Genomic DNA, 16937 nt, shown 5'->3' with positions numbered 1-16937 from the left:
AGGCACAGGGGCGTCGGGGCGGAGCAGGGTCGGGTGGTTCGATGTCGGTCTTTGACAACAGCAATTTCTTTCCTGAATTTCCCTTCTCGCCCAGCAGGCTGCGCCATGTTCAGCCCCGCCCGCCCGTCACAACGGCCAGCCAGCCCTGCAAGACCGCCATCGCTGCCGACCTGCCCGAAGTTGCGGGACCTGCACCCGACGCGATGCCCGACGCCGCGGTGCCCGGCAGCGCGCCCCCGGCGATCCGGATGCCTGCCCCGCAGCGCCCGGCCCTGCGCAGCCTGCGGACGCCGCCGCCGCCGGTCCCGCTGCGGATGCTGCCCCTGGCCACCTTCATCTGGGGCAGCCGCGCCCTGCCGCCGCAACCACGGACCCGCGCCGATCATGCGCTGATCTGGGTGACCTCGGGGCGGCTGCAACTGGACTACCCGCGCCGCCACCAGACGCTGCGTCCGGGTGACCTGCGGCTGATCCCCGCCGGGACTGCCTTCGCGGCGCTGCCGATGCAGGATGCGCGCGGCCATGTGGCGCTGATCCCCGCCGATCTCGCGGCGCTGGCGGGCTTGCCGGCCGCCGGCCTTGCGGCGCATGTCGGCGCGCAGGCGGCGCATCTTCTGAGGCTGCTGACCGCGCTGGCCTCGGCCTCGGGGGCGCGGGATGCCGGCAGGACGGCCGACCTGGCGGCGCTGCTGCCGCGCTGCCTCGCGACGCTGGACCCGGAACGGGCACCCGCCGCCGCGCCGCAGATCCGCACTGGCGACCGCGACCTTGTCGAGCGGTTCCTGACCCTCGCACGCGCCTCGCTGCGCGATTGCCTGTCGCTGGCCGAATTGTCCGGACAGTTGCACTGCGCAACCGCCGCGCTGGACAGCGCCTGCCTGGCCGCGCGTGGCCGGCGGGCGATCGAACTGATCCATGACCTGCGGCTGGAATGCGCCGCCGGCCTGCTGCGGCAGGGCCGGTTGCCCACGACGCAGATCGCGCGGCAGGCGGGCTATTCCAGCCAGACGCATTTCACGCGCGCCTTCGTCGCTGCCACCGGCCGCACCCCCGAGGCGTTCCGCGCTCAGCCCTGCTGATCGGGATCCGCGGCGATGCCGCGGCCGTGAAACCCTTGGGCAACCACGAATTTCTCGGACGAATCGCTGCGGCTGGCCGGCGGCTTCACATTGGCCACGCGGTCGAAATTCCGCTTGAGCATGGCCTGCATCTCGGTCTCGGCGCCGCCTGCCAGAACCTTGGCCACGAAGGTTCCGCCCGGTTCGAGCACGTCGAAGGCCAGTTGCGCCGCCGCCTCGACCAGGGCGACGATGCGGATGTGATCGGTGCCCCTGTGGCCCGAGGAGGCCGCCGCCATGTCGGACATAACCACATCGGCCGGGCCGCCAAGCCACTGCTTGACCAGATCGTCCGCACCTTCGGACAGGAAATCCAGCTGATGGATCTCGGCCCCGGCGATCGGATCGACCTCCTGCAGATCGACGCCGACGACCCGGCCCACGGCCTTGCCCTGCTTCTCGCCCAGCGCGTTCACGCGGCCCACCGCGACCTGGCACCAGCCACCGGGGGCGCAGCCCAGATCGACGACCCGCGCGCCCGGCACCAGAAAGCGGTACTTGTCGTCCAGTTCCAGGATCTTGAAGGCCGCGCGGCCGCGGAATCCCTCGCGGCGGGCGCGGGCGACATAGGGATCGTTCAGCTGGCGTTCCAGCCACAGCTTGCTGCTGAGCTTGCGGCCCTTGGCGGTCTTGACCCGCACCCGCAAGTCGCGCTGGCCCCGCCCGCTGGACTTGCCGGCGCGGCTGCCCGGTCCCTTGCCATTCATCACGCTACTCCGTTCATCCCGTCGGGGGTCAGCACCCCATCGCGCACCATCTGGGCATAAAGCAAGCCCTCGCGCAGACCGCGATCCGCGACCGACAGCCGATTGGTCGGCCAGACCCGCATCAGCGTCTGCAGGATTGCCGCGCCCGACATGATCAGGGCGTGGCGTTCGCGACCGATGCGCGGATCGGCGCGGCGACCTTCGGGGCCCAGTTGCAGATAGGAGTGGATCACCCGGTCGATCTGGTCGCTGGTCATTTCCAGCCCGTCCACCTTGGTCCGGTCATAGCGGCGCAGGCCCAGAAAGCTGGCGGCGACGGTCGTGACCGTGCCCGAGGTGCCGATGATCTGGAACCCCTCATCCGGCGCGCCGTCGGCATAGGGCGCGAAATCGGCCAGCATCTCCTCGAAATACCAGCTCATCAGCGCAAAGCGGCCCTCGTCATCCTCGACATCCGAGAACTGGTCGCGCAGCGTTGCCACCCCAAGCGGCACCGAGATCCAGTCCACGACCCGCGCCCCGCCCGGCTGCGGATTGGCAAAGCCGTCGGACAGCCGCATGATCGCGCGCGAGCGTTCCTTGGGCTCGACATCCTCGAGGTCGATCCAGACCAGTTCGGTCGAGCCGCCGCCGATATCGACGACCATCAGCGTCTCGGTGGTCTGGCTGACCAGCGGTGCGCAGGAAATCACCGCCAGCCGGGCCTCTTCCTCGGCATTGATGATCTCGACCGGCAGGCCCGTCTCGCGGCGGATGGTGCGCAGGAAATCGCGGCTGTTGCGGGCCCGCCGGCAGGCCTCCGTGGCGACCAGCCGCATGTTGCCGACCCGGTGCTGGTCCAGCTTGCGCCGGCAGACCTGCAGCGCGTGAACGGTGCGCGCCATCGAACTGCGGGACAGCCGCCCCGAAGCTTCCAGCCCCTGCCCAAGCTGAACCGGCTTGGAAAAGCTGTCGATGACCTGGAACTGACTGCCGCGCGGTCGCGCAATCAGCATCCGGCACGAATTTGTGCCGAGATCGAGGGCCGCATAAAGCGCCCCCTCCTCGGGTTCGCGGGTGTCCGACGGCTCTACCGCAATTTTCGGGAACGCGTCCGCACCCGCCGGACGCCTGGGCGTCATAACACACGCCCTCCGATGACAAGTTGATGAAAAGGTAACGCGCCGGTCGCCCGCAATCAAGACCCGCGCGGGCCAGCGCCTTGAAATGGCTTGTCCAGCCCGGCCGGGCCGGCGCGGGTCGCAAACCACCGCGGGCATGGTCGCAACCGGACCATCGGCCGCGGCAGGTGATGCCATAACCGGAGGACGGGCGGAAGGCGGGCGCATGGCAAGGCTGACTGTGGTGTTCTGGCGCGACATCCCCGCGCAGGTCCTCGAGGGCAAGGGGCGTTCGGCCCTGCGCGTCCACCTTGATGCGCGCTTCGAGGCGGCGATCGACCGGGCGGCGATGGCCGCGGGGCTGGCCGGAACCGACGACTACCTCGCCCAGTGGCGGCGCCGGTCGGCCGAGGCGGACAGCGCGGCCGTGCTGGCCGCGCGGATCGAGGCCGAATACGACCCCGACCGCCTGCGCGCGCTGGCCGCCGCGGGCGGACGCGATCCCCGGATGACGCAAGGCTGACAAAGATGGCGCTGATGCAGTTTCGATCCCCCCCGCATCACACGGCCGCGATGGCCGCCTTTCTCGACGGCGCCTCGATCGAGGTGATGCCGCGCACGGCCGCCGGGATCACGGACTTCCGCGACCATCTGCCCGCCGGAACGATGGTCTTCGTGGCCCATATCGACGGCACCCCGGCCGAGGCCATGCAGGCCACAGTCGCCCGGCTCGCGCACGAGGGTTTCCGCCCGGTCCCGCATATTCCGGCGCGGATGGTTGCGGACCGCGCGATGCTGGCCGAATGGGTCGCCGCCTATCGCGACGGCGGCGCCGAGGGCGCGCTGTTGCTGGGCGGCGGGCTGTCCTCGCCGCGCGGGGCCTTCAGCGATTCGATGCAACTGCTGGACAGCGGCCTCTTTGGCGAATTCCGGCGGCTGTTCGTGGCCGGCCACCCCGAGGGCAGCCGCGACATCGACCCGGGTGGCGGGGAGGCCGAGGTCATGCGCGCCCTGCGCTGGAAGGCCGATTTCGCGGCCCGCACCGATGCCCGGATGCAGATCGTCACGCAGTTCGCCTTCGAGGCCCAGCCGGTCATCGCCTGGGCAAGGCGGCTGCGCGCCGCCGGCATCGACATGCCCATCCGCATCGGCGTGGCCGGCCCGGCAAAGCTGCAGACCATGCTGAAATTCGCCATCATGTGCGGCGTCGGTCCCAGCCTGCGGGTGCTGCAGCGCCGCGCCCGCGATGTCACCAAGCTTCTGGTCCCCTACCAGCCGACCGATTTCGTCGCCGAGCTGGCCGAGGCCCGCGCCGATGACCCCGACTTTCCGATCTCGGCCGCGCATCTCTTTCCGCTTGGCGGCATCGCGGCGGCGACCGGCTGGCTGTCCGCCGCCCGCGCCCGATGAGTTTCCCCGCCCCCCGGAAGGCCCGCCCATGACCCGCACCGTGCTTGAATCCGCCACCCGGACCGTGACCATCGGCTTTGACGAGCCGTTCTGCGTCATCGGCGAGCGCATCAACCCGACCGGCCGCAAGAAGCTGGCGGCCGAACTGGAGGCGGGCGATTTCTCGACCGTCACGCGCGACGCGCTGGAACAGGTGGCCTGCGGGGCGATGGTCCTCGATGTGAATGCCGGCGTGGTCTACAATTCGAATCCCGACCCCAACCTGACCGAGCCGCCCCTGATGCGCCAGATGATCGACCTGGTCCAGGGGCTGGTCGAGGTGCCCCTGTGCATCGACAGTTCGGTCCCGGGCGCCTTGCAGGCCGGGCTCGAGACCGCGCGGGGCCGGCCCCTCGTGAACAGCGTCACCGGCGAAGAGGACAGGCTGGAACTGGTATTGCCGCTGGTGGCCCGATACAAAGTGCCGGTCGTCGCGATCAGCAATGACGACAGCGGCATCAGCGAGGATCCCGACATCCGCTTTGCGGTGGCCCGCAAGATCGTCCGGCGCGCGGCCGATTTCGGCATCCCCGCGCATGACATCGTGGTCGATCCGCTGGTAATGCCGGTCGGGGCGATGGCGACCGCGGGCCGGCAGGTCTTTGCCCTCGTCCGGCGGCTGCGTGACGAATTGGGCGTGAACACCACCTGCGGCGCCAGCAATATCAGCTTCGGCCTGCCGCATCGGCATGGCGTGAACGCCGCCTTCCTGCCCATGGCCATAGGCGCGGGCATGACCAGCGCCATCATGAACCCCGTCCGCCTGGTCGAGATGGAGGCGATCCGCGCCGCCAACCTGCTGATGGATCACGACCCCAACGGCGCCGAATGGATCCGCCTGTCGCGTGTCGTCGATGCCGTCGCGCAGGGTGCCGGCTTTGCCGAAGCCAGCCGCGCGGCGATGGCCTCGGGCGCGGGCGGCGGCAGGCGGGGCGGCCGTCGCGGGCGCGGCTGAAGCCCGGAGTTGCGGGGCCGGCGCCGGGCGCGGGATCGGTGGCGGACATTCCGGCACCACCCCGGCACGCCGCACGGCCCGCGCCGCGCGAGGCGCTTGACCGGCGCGCGGGGGCGCGGCAAGCAGGCTGCATGATTGACCTGCGCCCCGTCGTCCACCCGATCGGAAAGATCGTCATAGCCTTCGGCGCGGCAATGTCCCTGCCGATGCTGGTCGACTGGTGGGATGGCAATGACCATTGGGTGCTGTTCCTGCAATGCGGGCTGCTGACGGTGGTGATGGGGCTCCTGATGACGGTGGCCACCCGCGGCGACCACACCTCGCTGAACATCCAGCAGGCCTTTCTCATAACCTCGGGGCTGTGGGCGGTGCTGCCGATCTTCGGCGCCCTGCCCTTCGTGCTGGGCGAGCCCGGCGCCAGCCTGACCGACGCCTATTTCGAGGCCATGTCGGGCGTCACCACCACCGGCACGACCGCCTTTCCGGCGCTGGACGACCTGCCCAAGGGGACGCATCTGTGGCGGGCCATCCTGCAATGGTCGGGCGGGCTTGGGATCGTCGTGGTCGCGATGGTGTTCCTGCCGGTGATGAAGGTCGGCGGCATGCAGTTCTTTCGGTCCGAAGGGTTCGACACGCTGGGCAAGGTGCTGCCCCGCGCGGGCGAGATCGCGGCCGAGATGACGCGCGTCTACATCCTGATGACGGCGGCCTGCATCCTGACCTTCATCATGCTGGGCATGAACGGCTTCGACGCCGTGGTGCACGCGCTGACGACCTGCTCGACCGGCGGCTTCTCGAATTATGACGCCAGCTTCGGCGCCTATCTGGGCGGGCCGGAATGGGCGGCCTCGGTCTTCATGGTGCTGGCCTCGATACCGTTCATCCGCATGGTGCAGGCGATGCGCGGGAACTTCGTGCCGATCTGGCAGGACAGCCAGATCCGCGCCTATCTGCGCTGGATCTTCTATGCCTGCGCGGTGATCGTCATCTATCGCCTGCTCTACATGCACCAGGACGCCGATCCGCTGGAAGTGGTGCGCGAGACCGTATTCAACACCATCACCATCTTCTCGGGCACGGGCTTTGCCTCGACCAACGTGCTGGAATGGGGCCATCTGCCCTTCGCGGTGCTGATCGTCTGCGCGCTGATCGGCGGATGCACCGGATCGACGGGCTGTTCGGTCAAGGTCTTCCGCTATCTGGTGCTGTTCCAGGCGGTTCGCGCGCAGGTGCGCCGCATGCATTCGCCGCACCGCGTCTATCCGCTGCGCTACGAGGGGCGGCCGCTGGAGAAGGAGGTGATCGATTCCGTGATGGCCTTCTTCACGCTGTTCGTCCTCAGCTTCGGGCTGCTGATCGTCGGGCTTGCGCTGACCGGGCTGCATCCGCGCACCGCGCTGACCGCCGCCTGGACGGCGATCGCCAATGTCGGCCCCGCCTGGGGACCCGAGATCACCGCCAACGGCTCGATCGCGGAATTTCCGACCGCGGCCAAGTGGCTGATGATCTTCGGGATGTATCTGGGCCGGCTGGAGCTGGTCTCGGTGCTGGTGCTGCTGCTGCCGCGCTTCTGGCGGGCCTAGCCGACAGGCACGCCGGGCAGGCGCTTTTCCAGGAAGATGTCGGGATAGGGATCGTCGTTGTAACGCGCGATCGGCGTCCATCCGGTCGCGCGGTAGAGTGCCAGCGCCTCGCCAAGCGCGCTGTTCGTATCCAGCAGCAGCCGGGTGATGCCCGCCCCGGCGGCGTGCTGTTCAAGCGCGGCCATCAGCCGGCGCGCCAGCCCCTGCCCGCGGGCGGCGGGCGCGACCCAGAGGCGCTTGACCTCTGCCTCGCCCGGCCCAAGCCCCTTCAGGCCCGCGCAGCCGACCGGCAGATCGCCCGCCCATGCAATCAGGAACAGCCCGCGCGGCGGCAGCATCGCCCCGGCCTCGGGGTCACGCGACAGCGAGACGTCGAAGCCCTGCGCGAACCGGCTGGCCAGTTCCGCGTAATAGCGGGCAAGGCAGTCGAGGGCGGCCGGGTCACGCGGATCGGCGGGGTCCAGCCTTGCGCCGCCGTCCAGGCGCGCCGCGCCGGCCGTCATGGCGTGACGGGAAGGGCCGCGTCCATCCCGGCCTCGTTGCCCGCCGGGGCAAAGCGCGCGAGGCTTTCCGAGATTTCGGCGGCAACGCGCGGCTGGTTCCCGGCATCGGTGGCCGGCCAGATCAGCACGAAGCCCTCAGCCCGGCCATCGCGCACCCACCCCTCGGCATGGCCGATGTGATCGTCATTCGCGCCCTGCAGCCGGACCCGGCCCTGTTCGATGGTCCGTTGCGGCTGCGGCACCCAGCCCAGCGCGGTGACCAGCCCGGCAAGGTCCAGCAATTCCTGCTGCCCGCCCTTCTGGCTGAACAGGATCAGCGCCGCGCCCGAACCGTCCTTCGGGCCATAGATCGACAGCGACCGTTCGGCCCGGTCGAATTCCAGCCGATCCATCGGCGCGATCAGCGACAACCCGGTGGCCTCGTCCTCCAGCGTGCTGAGGCCCATCGCGTCGCGCCAGGCGGCGCGGCTGTCGATCAGCCGGCGCATCGCCAGACCCTCGTCGGGTGACAGCCGCAGCGCGGTGACGGCACGGGCGATGGCCTCGCGCGTCATCGGCCCCGACTTGCCGTCGATATCGCCGCCATAATGCCCCGACCAGCGCAGGGCGCGCTGCACCTCGTCCAGCGGCGGCATCGCGGCCGCCGGCTCGGCCGCGGGCAGGTCGGGGGCCGATCCCGCGTCGATCGCCTCGCCCAGGTCGGCAGCGGGTGTGGTGAAGGCGTCGCGCGGGACATCACCGCTGGCCTTGAAGGCGGCCAGCCAGGCCTGCGCGGTCGCGTCGTCCAGCGGGCCAAGCGTGACGCCATACCAGCCACCGGGCACGGCCCACAGCCCCGCCTCGGGAAATCTCTCGCGCCAGGTCTGCAAGGCGGCCTCGGCTTCGGGGCGCGATTGCAGCGATTGCAGGCGGATATGCGTCCCCGGCGCCGGCGCGGGAGGCTGGGGCGGATCCATCGTGATCGCGATGTCCTCGGTCGTGACCGTCTCGGGCTCGGATGTGGATTGCGCCGGAGCCTCGGCCGCCTCGGCGCCGGCTTCGGTCGGGGCGGCTGCCGCAGCCACCGGGCTCAGCACGACGTCGCCGCCGGGCACGGCCACGAAACTGTCGCCCGGCACCTGGCCCGTGGCCTTCAGCGCCGCCAGACGCGCCTCGGCCTCGGCGGGCGGCAGCGGGCCAAGCCCGATCGCCACCCAGCCCCGCGCCAGCGGGAAGGTCACGACATTGTCGAACCGCGACGACCAGGCCGACGCCGCCTCGGCGGCCGCCTCGCCGCCGCGCTTCGCCTCGATGCGGATCACCGCGTCCTGTGCCAATGCGGCCACCGGCAGCCCGGCCGCCAGAACGAAGAAAGCCAATCGCCGCATTCCGGTCTCCTTTGCGGGGCACCCCGGGCCCCTGCGCCTCCGGGCCTTTATTGACCCTGTCCGATGCCACGCCTAGAAGGCGCGAAAGCTTGACCTGATCTATCCGGAAGGACGGCCCGATGACCAGCCCCAACCGACCCCGCAGCTTTCAGGAGGTGATCCTGCGCCTGCAAGCCTACTGGGCCGCACAGGGCTGCGCGGTGCTGCAACCCTATGACATGGAGGTGGGCGCCGGCACCTTCCACCCCGCCACGACCCTGCGCGCCCTTGGCGCCAAAAGCTGGGCCGCCGCCTATGTCCAGCCCTCGCGCCGCCCCACCGATGGCCGCTATGGCGAGAACCCGAACCGGCTGCAGCACTACTACCAGTATCAGGTCATCATCAAGCCCAGCCCCCCGGACCTGCAGGACCTGTATCTGGGCAGCCTGCGCGCCATCGGGCTGGACCCGATGATCCATGACGTGCGGTTTGTCGAGGACGACTGGGAAAGCCCCACGCTTGGCGCGTGGGGCCTTGGCTGGGAGGTCTGGTGCGACGGCATGGAAGTCAGCCAGTTCACCTACTTCCAGCAGGTCGGCGGCCATGACTGCAAGCCGGTCTCGGGCGAGCTGACCTACGGGCTGGAACGGCTCGCGATGTATGTGCTGGGCGTGGAACATGTGATGGACATGCCCTTCAATGACCCCGCCGCGCCGATCCCGCTGAGCTATGGCGACATCTTTCGCCAGACCGAACAGGAATATTCGCGCTGGAACTTCGATCAGGCCGATACCGACATGCTGTTCCAGCACTTCCGCGACGCCGAGGCCGAATGCGCCCGCATCCTTGGCGCCGCAGCAGAGGATGGCGCGGGGCGGCGCATCCCGATGGCTCATCCAGCCTATGACCAGGCGATCAAGGCCAGCCACATCTTCAACCTGCTGGATGCCCGCGGTGTGATCAGCGTGACCGAGCGTCAGGCCTATATCGGCCGTGTGCGGGCCTTGGCCAAGGGCTGCGCCGATCTGTTCCTTACCACAGAAGCTGCCGGGGTCGCGGCGTGAACTGGGGCCGGATCACCATCGTCTGCCTGGGGCTCGTCACCGTGGCGGCGGGCGCCGGCGTGTGGTATGCGCAGCAATACGGCTTCTATGACCGCATCGAACCGGGCGATCCGGCCGCGACGGTGCTGATCCAGACCGCGTCCGGCCCGCAACCCCTGATCGCGACAGGCTTCGAGGGCATCGACGCCGACAGCTCTCCGATCCGCTGGCGGGCGTGCTTCCGCCTGGACGCGCCGCTGCCCGCCGACACCCTGCCCTTCGACGGCGCCACGCCCCTGAATGCCCCCGACTGGTTCGGCTGCTTCGACGCGGCCGCCATCGGGGCCGATCTGGAACGCGGCGCCGCGCGCGCCGTGCTCAGCCAGTCCGAGATCCGCCCCGACGTGGATCGCGTGCTGGCCGTCTATCCCGACGGCCGCGCCTATGGCTGGCACCAATTCAACGACAAGACCCCGGAACGCGGAGTGATGGACTGATGCCCGATGCGCTGATCGAACTCTTTTCAGAGGAAATCCCCGCCCGGATGCAGGCCCGCGCCCGCGATGATCTGAAACGCCTCGTGACCGAGGGGCTGGTCGAGGCCGGCCTGACCTATGCCAGCGCCGGTGCCTTCTCGACCCCGCGCCGCCTGACCCTGACCGTCGAGGGTCTGGCCGCCGGCAGCCCCAACACCCGCGAAGAGCGCAAGGGCCCGCGCACCGACGCCCCCGAAAAGGCGATCGAGGGCTTCCTGCGCGCAACCGGTCTTGGCCGCGACCAGCTTGAGGCGCGCGACGACAAGAAGGGGCAGGTCTGGTTCGCCACCATCGAAAAGCCCGGCCGCCCCGCCGCCGAGATCCTGGCCGAGGTGCTGGACCGCGCGATCCGCAACTTTCCCTGGCCGAAATCGATGCGCTGGGGCGCCGGGTCGCTTCGCTGGGTGCGCCCGCTGCACGCGATCCTCTGCATCCTGACTGACGAGGCGGGCGCCCGCGTGGTGCCGCTTGAGATCGATGGCATCGCCGCCGGAAACACCACGCGCGGGCATCGCTTCATGGCGCCCGACGCCTTCACCGTGACCGGCTTTGACGACTACGCCGCCAAACTGCGCCGCGCCCGCGTCATGCTGGACCCCGCCGAACGCGAAGCCGCGATCCGCCAGCAGATGGGCAACCTCGCCTTCGCGCGCGGCTGGGACATCGTTCCCGACGAGGCGCTGCTGGCCGAGGTCGCGGGCCTCGTCGAATGGCCGGTGCCGCTGATGGGCGTGATCGAGGACCGCTTCCTCGACCTGCCGCCCGAGGTGCTGCAGACCTCGATGAAAGAACACCAGAAGTTCTTCTCGGCCCGCAACCCCAAGACCGGCCGGATCGAGGGCTTTGTCACGGTCGCCAATATCGAGACCCCGGACGACGGCGCAACAATCCTGGCCGGCAACCAGCGCGTCCTGGCCGCCCGCCTGTCGGACGCCGCCTTCTTCTGGGACAACGACCTGCGCGAGGCGAAATCGGGCATGGAGGGCTGGGCCGAGGGCCTGAAATCGGTGACTTTCCACAACAAGCTGGGATCACAGGCCGACCGGATCGAGCGCATCGCGGCCCTGTCGCGCGAGATCGCCCCGCTGGTCGGGGCCGACCCCGATCAGGCCGAACGCGCCGCGCGTCTGGCCAAGCTGGACCTGCGCAGCGCCATGGTCGGTGAATTCCCAGAACTGCAAGGCATCATGGGCCGCTACTACGCGCTTGCAGCGGGCGAACCGGACGCCGTTGCCGACGCCGCCCGCGACCACTACGCGCCGCTGGGTCCGTCCGACGCCGTGCCGACCGCGCCGGTGTCGGTGGCCGTTGCCCTGGCCGACAAGATCGATACGCTGACAGGTTTCTGGGCGATTGATGAGAAGCCCACCGGGTCAAAAGACCCATTTGCGCTGCGGCGGGCAGCGCTGGGCGTGATCCGGTTGGTCCTTTCGACTGGGGCCAAGGTTGATCTCGCCCAAGTTGCACTCTCACACATCGCAACTCTGTTTGGCCAAGTGCAAATGCGTGGTTATGAGACGCAAGCTGCCGATTGCGAGACATTGCCAGACGACCTCGCAAGCGAAGCGCGCATGCGCGTCGAGGCGAGGATGGTCCCGATGGATCCCGACTCGGGCGTTCAGGCACTTGGCAGGCACGAACAGTGGGCGGCAGACATGTCAGCCGACCTCCTCTCCTTCCTCCACGACCGCCTCAAGGTCCATCTGCGCGATCAGGGCATCCGCCATGACATCATCGACGCCGTGCTGGCCCAGCCCGGCAATGACGACCTCGTGCTGGTGGTGAACCGCGCCACCGCGCTGAACGCCATGCTGGCGACCGAGGACGGAAAGAACCTCACCCAGGGCCTCAAGCGCGCCGGCAATATCCTGGCCCAGGCCGAGGACAGGGACGGCGTCGAATACAGCTTTGGCGCCGACGTGAAATTCGCCGAAACCGACGCGGAACGCGCCCTCTTTGCCGCCCTCGACACCGCCGAACCGGCGATCAGGCAGGCCATGGCACAGGAAGACTTCCCCGCCGCCATGACCGCAATCGCGGCCCTGCGCGCCCCCATCGACGCCTTCTTCGACACCGTACAGGTCAACAGCGACAACCAGATTCTGCGCCGCAACCGCCTGAACCTTCTGTCCCGCATCCGCGAAGTGGGCCGCCAGATCGCGGATTTCACCCGCATCGAAGGATAGAGAGAAGGCCGGATTGCAGCCTGCCCGTGTTTCGCGACGCAATTCCGGCCCCTCGAGTGGGGGCATCGCTGTCGAATTTTGACCCCTCGTCTTTCGTCAGGCCGCCTGCTGCTGGTCATCAGACGGAGATGTCCGCGGCAAGCCCCAGACAGTGGTCAGCGATAATGGAACCGAGTTCACCTCGAACGCGATCCTGAAGTTCGTGGATGATCGCAAGTTTGACTGGCACTACATCCCGCCAGGCAAGCCGACCCAGAATGCCTTCATCGAAAGCTTCAACGGTCGTCTGCGCGATGAGTTGCTGAACGAGACCCTGTTCCCGTCCCTGCATCACGCCCGCGTCACGCTGACAGCCTGGCGCACGGACTATAACACCGAACGGCCCCACTCCCGCCTCGGCTGGCAGACCCCAGCCGAGTTTGCCCGAACCTTCGCCCCGCAACGGGGCCTGACGCCGCGCAATCCGCAAAGCTCCGCGCCAGCCCCCGTTGCCCAACCCGCCCAGACCGGCAAAACTCAAACCCGGAGTGGCGAAATCCGGGGCCAGACTGATGCCGGGTGCAGGAGGCATGTCGGCCACGGCCTCGATGAATTCAGCCAGATCCCGCTCGAGGCCCGCGTTCAGTTCGACGATCCGGACCTGCGTCTTGAGGTTGTTCTTGTAATAGACCGACCCCGCCACCCGGATCGGCTGGTGGGCCGAGCGGAAATGCATGTCGCCCCCAACCTTGGCGGCAATGTCGCCGCGCAGGCGCGTGACGCGCGCGACGTCGCTGCCCTCGGAGGGCTCGGTGAGTTTCCACCAGACATGGGCCTTGCGTTGCCCCTCGGCCGTGACACCGCCGCTTTCCACGACCATGGTCGGAGGCCCGAGGTGGCGCTCCAGATGGGCGCGCTTGGCCGCGATGTCACCGCTGTCGATGTCCACGACCACGGTCTGCATCTGCAGGATTTCCGCCGCCTTGGCATGGCCGACTGCGGCGACCGTGCCGGGGATGACATAGACTGCGGCCCCCTCGCGCGACGCCCATGTGGCGAAGGTGGCCATCTTCCCGGCCGCAGCGGCATTGGCATCCAGCCAGATGTTGTGCGGGCGGCCGTCGATGCCCTGCCCCTTGTCGATGAAACTGCGCACCGGGATCAGCCCGTCGCAGTAGCCGAAGACCACCTCCATGAACTGGGTGATCTGCTCGGGGTCCGGCTCGTCGCCGAAGACATCGGCCATCGGGGCGGCATCGTTGAAATCGCGCCAAGGGTTGAAATGGACCAGATTCCCCGTCGATGCGTCGGGCGGTGCGGAGCGGTCTTCGTGACCGGCGGTCATGGGCGTATCCTCAAGTGTCTGGGGTGGATCGGGCGGCTCGACGGGCGCGTTGCTCATCCGGGCAGCCCCCAGCAGCGCGCGGCCCATGGGCAGAAGCGGCATTCGAAGAAGTCACGATTGGTGGCGACGCGAGGCAAAAGCTCGCCCGCGTCGGTCGCCTGGAGGATCCGGACGCCCCGGTCCGACATGCGCTGCGCGAGCCCTGCGTCGAAGGGCACCAGTTCGTGGTGCAATTCGGCCGTGTCCTTGTTGATTGCAGTGAACAGCGCCGGATTGGCCGAGATGCTAGAGATCGCCACTTCCATGTAGGCTTGGTAGAGCGCGATCTGCGCGGCATAGACTGGCTTGGCGACAGCGACCCCGTCCTTGACGCAGGCCCGCCAGTTCTTCGCGTTCATGGTCTTGCATTCCCAGAGCGCCGGAGTGCCGATGCCCAGCGGCGCAGGTGCCGCGGCGATGATCCCGTCGACGTGGCCCCGGATGCGCCCACCCGCGACGGAAAAGCCGAACTGCTCGCCATCGGGGCGATTGCCCTTGCGGGTGTAAAGGTCGAGCCGGGCCGCGCGCAGCCAGCGGATGGCCAGATCCTCGAGCTGGTGGCCGATCTCGAAGATCCGCAGCGTCTGGCCGCCGAAATCCGCGCCATCGTCCTTTGGCGCGCCCGCGAATTCGAACTGCAAGGCGCGCTCGCAGGCATGCCCCAGCCGGGATGCGCCAAGATAGGTTCGGGGCGGCGTGGCCTCGCGCTCGGCGATGAGCGCGGCATCGATGGCAGCGTTGACGCGTTCGGCGATGGTGGGACGGTGATTGTAGTCCAGCATCAGAACGGCACCAGGCATTGAAGCCGTTGGCCATCAGCGCCGCATCATCGCCGAACAGATCGACCCATGCGAAGCTTGACCGCTTCAGAAGGTCGATCTCGGACATGATGAAACCCGAGAGCGGGGTAGCGTCCGCGCCTTCGACCGTCTCGGCAATCTCACGCGGGAAAACCTCGCCGCAAAGTGGGCATTCGGTGGCAGAGAGCGGGATCTCCGCTTCGCAGGCCGGGCAGGTTTTGGTGGGGGCCTCACCGGTCTCGGTCTTGCCGTCCAGATCGACATCCTGTTCCAGCGTGCCGTGGATCAGGCTTGATGTCCCGAAATCCAGCACGATGCAGTCGGTCTTCACGACAGCGGGATGTTCCTCGGGATCCACTGTCCGCAGGCCCCGCCCGACCATCTGGATCATGGTCGACTTGTAGGAACTCGGCCGCAGCAGCACGACGCAGGAGGTGGGCGGATGGTCCCAGCCCTCGGTCAGCACGGCCACGTTGACGATGACCCGGATTTCGCCCGAGGCATAGGCGGCGAGGATGCGGCGGCGCGTGCCGGCATCGAGATCGCCATGGATGACGGCCGCCGAAACACCTGCGCCATTGAAGGCGGCAGCGACATTTTCGGCATGGGCCACGGTGGAACAGAAGACCACGGTCGGCCGCTCGCTCGCCTTTTCCTGCCAATGCCGGACGACCTCGTCCGTCACCGGCGCGCGGTTCATGATCTGCGCGACTTCGGTCATGTCGTAGTCGGCAGCGCTCTTGCGCACAGCGCGCAGTTGTTCCTGCACGCCCACGTCGATGACGTATGTGCGGGGCGGGACAAGGTGGCCCGAGGCGATCAGTTCGCCCAGCCGCACCTGGTCGCCGACATTGTCGAAGATCTCGCGCAGCCCCTTGCGGTCGCCCCGGCTGGGCGTGGCGGTGACGCCGAAGATCCGGCAGGCAGGATTGGCACCCCGGACATGGTCGATGATCCGGCGATAGCTGTCGGCCACGGCGTGATGCGCCTCGTCGATGACCAGAAGGTCGAGCGCGGGCATCGCCGCCAGATTGGCCGGCCGCGAGAGGGTCGGCACCATGGCGAAGGTCGCACGCCCGGCCCAGCTCTTGGCCTCGGCATCGACGACGGAAGTGGTGATTTCAGGCGCAACCTGGCCGAACATCGCCCGGTTCTGCGCGGTCAGCTCGTCGCGATGCGCGAGGATGCAGGCCTTGGCATCGCTGCCCTCGAGGGATTTGGCGACGACCGCTGACAGAGCGATGGTCTTGCCGAAGCCCGTCGAGGCGATGCTGAGGGTGTTGCCGTGATCGCAGAGCGCAGCGAGGCTGCGCTCCACGAAGAGGCTTTGACGGGGGCGAAGGCGCATGGGTCAGGCCCTCACTGCGCCCAGGAGGGCCGACCCGGCACCAGCGACGCGGGCTGTTGCTGGACCGTCTGTTGCTGCGCGGGTTGCGCGGGCGGGTGGTAGCCGGGCTGCGCGGCGAGCCCCATGTGCTGGGCGTAATCCCGATGGTCCGGCGTCACCGCGCTCCGGATTTCGTTCTTGTCATCGCCGCTGGCATCGGTGCCGACATCGATCCGGGCGAGGAACTCGATCCCATCCAGATCCCCAAGCCCGTTGATCCGCCGAGCCGCCTGCGCCTGCGGGGACTGGTCCTTGTCGGAAATCCCCCGCGCCGAGTTCAGCATGCCGCGGATCATGCTGCGGCCCATGTTGGCCCAGTCCGGTCCTTTCGGGCTGTAGAGACCGATCAGGGTGAAGATCTTGCGCCGGGCGTACTGACCCTCTGTGACGGTGAACTCGCCGTTGAGGTACACCGCACCGGTCGAGCCGCGCGTGGCGTAGCCGCCCGTCCAGCCCTGCGACGCGTCGTCGAAACCGCCGGGGCGGATCGTCAGGCGCACCTTGGCCAGCGTGCCCTTGGGGATGAGGTTGGTGTTGGACTGGGCGTCGTTGAAGTCGAGGAACCCATGGGGGTGTCTCCTTTGCGGATCAGGATTGCGGATGGGGGTGATCGGCCGCGCCATCAGCGGGCGGCGTGAATGTCAGGCGACGGGGCGCGGGCGTGCCGGGGGCGCGGATCTTGTCCATCAGACGGCCAAGATGCGGCTCTTCCACCGGGCCGAGGCGGCCGGAACGGTCCTTGGCCGGGAAACCCCACGGGTTAATCGTCTGACAGACAAAGGCGCGGTAGGGATCGCCGCTATCGGCCTTCAGCTCGGCCATGGTGATCACCTCGTCGACGATCCCCGGCAGCTCGAGCCC

General features: G+C 68.6%; 14 protein-coding genes and 3 pseudogenes. 9 read left to right on the top strand and 8 right to left on the bottom strand.

The window, feature by feature from the left end; genetic code table 11:
• Positions 1–41: 41 nt before the first annotated feature.
• Entirely contained in the window at positions 42–1079 is a 1038-nt protein-coding gene (locus Q5Y72_RS11840) for a helix-turn-helix transcriptional regulator (protein ID WP_305963633.1), read from the top strand.
• Here Q5Y72_RS11840 and Q5Y72_RS11835 read toward each other — a convergent pair.
• Positions 1067–1825 (bottom strand): RlmE family RNA methyltransferase, encoded by a 759-nt coding sequence (locus Q5Y72_RS11835; protein WP_305963632.1) that lies wholly within the window; start codon positions 1823–1825, stop codon positions 1067–1069. The two genes, Q5Y72_RS11840 and Q5Y72_RS11835, sit on opposite strands and share 13 nt — an antisense overlap.
• Positions 1825–2946 (bottom strand): Ppx/GppA phosphatase family protein, encoded by a 1122-nt coding sequence (locus tag Q5Y72_RS11830; protein ID WP_305963631.1) that lies wholly within the window; start codon positions 2944–2946, stop codon positions 1825–1827. The genes Q5Y72_RS11835 and Q5Y72_RS11830 overlap by 1 nt, the downstream gene beginning before the upstream one ends.
• Before the next feature lie 205 nt (positions 2947–3151).
• Between Q5Y72_RS11830 and Q5Y72_RS11825 the strand changes: the two genes are divergently transcribed.
• The 4 genes from Q5Y72_RS11825 to Q5Y72_RS11810 all read left to right on the top strand — a co-directional run bounded on the left by Q5Y72_RS11825 (position 3152) and on the right by Q5Y72_RS11810 (position 6912).
• Positions 3152–3448, top strand: a complete 297-nt coding sequence (locus Q5Y72_RS11825; protein ID WP_305963630.1) for a virulence factor — start codon at positions 3152–3154, stop codon at positions 3446–3448.
• 5 nt (positions 3449–3453) lie between these two features.
• A complete protein-coding gene (locus Q5Y72_RS11820; protein ID WP_305963629.1) occupies positions 3454–4335 on the top strand; it encodes a methylenetetrahydrofolate reductase in 882 nt (293 codons plus the stop codon).
• Between the two features lie 28 nt (positions 4336–4363).
• Positions 4364–5329, top strand: coding sequence for a methyltetrahydrofolate cobalamin methyltransferase (locus Q5Y72_RS11815; protein WP_305963628.1), 966 nt, complete (start codon positions 4364–4366; stop codon positions 5327–5329).
• Positions 5330–5460: 131 nt separating this feature from the next.
• Complete coding sequence (locus Q5Y72_RS11810; RefSeq protein ID WP_305963627.1) at positions 5461–6912, top strand: TrkH family potassium uptake protein; 1452 nt, start codon at positions 5461–5463, stop codon at positions 6910–6912.
• Here Q5Y72_RS11810 and Q5Y72_RS11805 read toward each other — a convergent pair.
• Together Q5Y72_RS11805 and Q5Y72_RS11800 are read right to left on the bottom strand one after the other, a co-directional pair.
• The gene (locus Q5Y72_RS11805; RefSeq protein ID WP_305963626.1) at positions 6909–7415 is read right to left on the bottom strand and encodes a GNAT family N-acetyltransferase; all 507 of its coding nucleotides are present in this window, start codon (positions 7413–7415) and stop codon (positions 6909–6911) included. The genes Q5Y72_RS11810 and Q5Y72_RS11805 overlap by 4 nt on opposite strands.
• Positions 7412–8782: a peptidoglycan-binding domain-containing protein gene (locus tag Q5Y72_RS11800; RefSeq protein ID WP_305963625.1), complete on the bottom strand. Its 1371-nt coding sequence runs from the start codon at positions 8780–8782 to the stop codon at positions 7412–7414. Before Q5Y72_RS11800 ends, Q5Y72_RS11805 begins: the two co-directional genes overlap by 4 nt.
• A gap of 119 nt (positions 8783–8901) precedes the next feature.
• Here Q5Y72_RS11800 and Q5Y72_RS11795 point away from each other — a divergent pair, with 119 nt between their 5' ends.
• The 4 genes and pseudogenes from Q5Y72_RS11795 to Q5Y72_RS11780 all read left to right on the top strand — a co-directional run.
• Positions 8902–9825, top strand: coding sequence for a glycine--tRNA ligase subunit alpha (locus Q5Y72_RS11795; protein WP_305963624.1), 924 nt, complete (start codon positions 8902–8904; stop codon positions 9823–9825).
• Positions 9822–10301 (top strand): DUF6446 family protein, encoded by a 480-nt coding sequence (locus Q5Y72_RS11790; protein WP_305963623.1) that lies wholly within the window; start codon positions 9822–9824, stop codon positions 10299–10301. The genes Q5Y72_RS11795 and Q5Y72_RS11790 overlap by 4 nt, the downstream gene beginning before the upstream one ends.
• Entirely contained in the window at positions 10301–12526 is a 2226-nt protein-coding gene (gene glyS, locus Q5Y72_RS11785; protein ID WP_305963622.1) for a glycine--tRNA ligase subunit beta, read from the top strand. Before Q5Y72_RS11790 ends, glyS begins: the two co-directional genes overlap by 1 nt.
• A gap of 130 nt (positions 12527–12656) precedes the next feature.
• Positions 12657–13025: pseudogene (locus Q5Y72_RS11780) on the top strand (integrase core domain-containing protein); the annotation flags it as partial.
• Between the two features lie 878 nt (positions 13026–13903).
• Here the strand turns inward: Q5Y72_RS11780 and Q5Y72_RS11775 are convergent.
• The 4 genes and pseudogenes from Q5Y72_RS11775 to Q5Y72_RS11760 form a co-directional block, all read right to left on the bottom strand.
• Positions 13904–14689, bottom strand: a complete 786-nt coding sequence (locus Q5Y72_RS11775; RefSeq protein WP_305963621.1) for a hypothetical protein — start codon at positions 14687–14689, stop codon at positions 13904–13906.
• A gap of 157 nt (positions 14690–14846) precedes the next feature.
• A pseudogene (locus tag Q5Y72_RS11770) lies at positions 14847–16037 on the bottom strand (DEAD/DEAH box helicase); the annotation flags it as partial.
• A gap of 11 nt (positions 16038–16048) precedes the next feature.
• Positions 16049–16699, bottom strand: coding sequence for a hypothetical protein (locus Q5Y72_RS11765; RefSeq protein ID WP_305963620.1), 651 nt, complete (start codon positions 16697–16699; stop codon positions 16049–16051).
• Positions 16665–16937, bottom strand: a pseudogene (locus tag Q5Y72_RS11760) (hypothetical protein); the annotation flags it as partial. The pseudogene Q5Y72_RS11760 and the gene Q5Y72_RS11765, both read right to left, overlap by 35 nt.

The organism is Paracoccus spongiarum (assembly GCF_030732095.1).
GTDB classification, from domain to species: Bacteria; Pseudomonadota; Alphaproteobacteria; order Rhodobacterales; family Rhodobacteraceae; genus Paracoccus; species Paracoccus spongiarum.
Note: the sequence above shows the minus strand (reverse complement) of the source record. Positions and strands in the feature narration are given on the sequence as shown.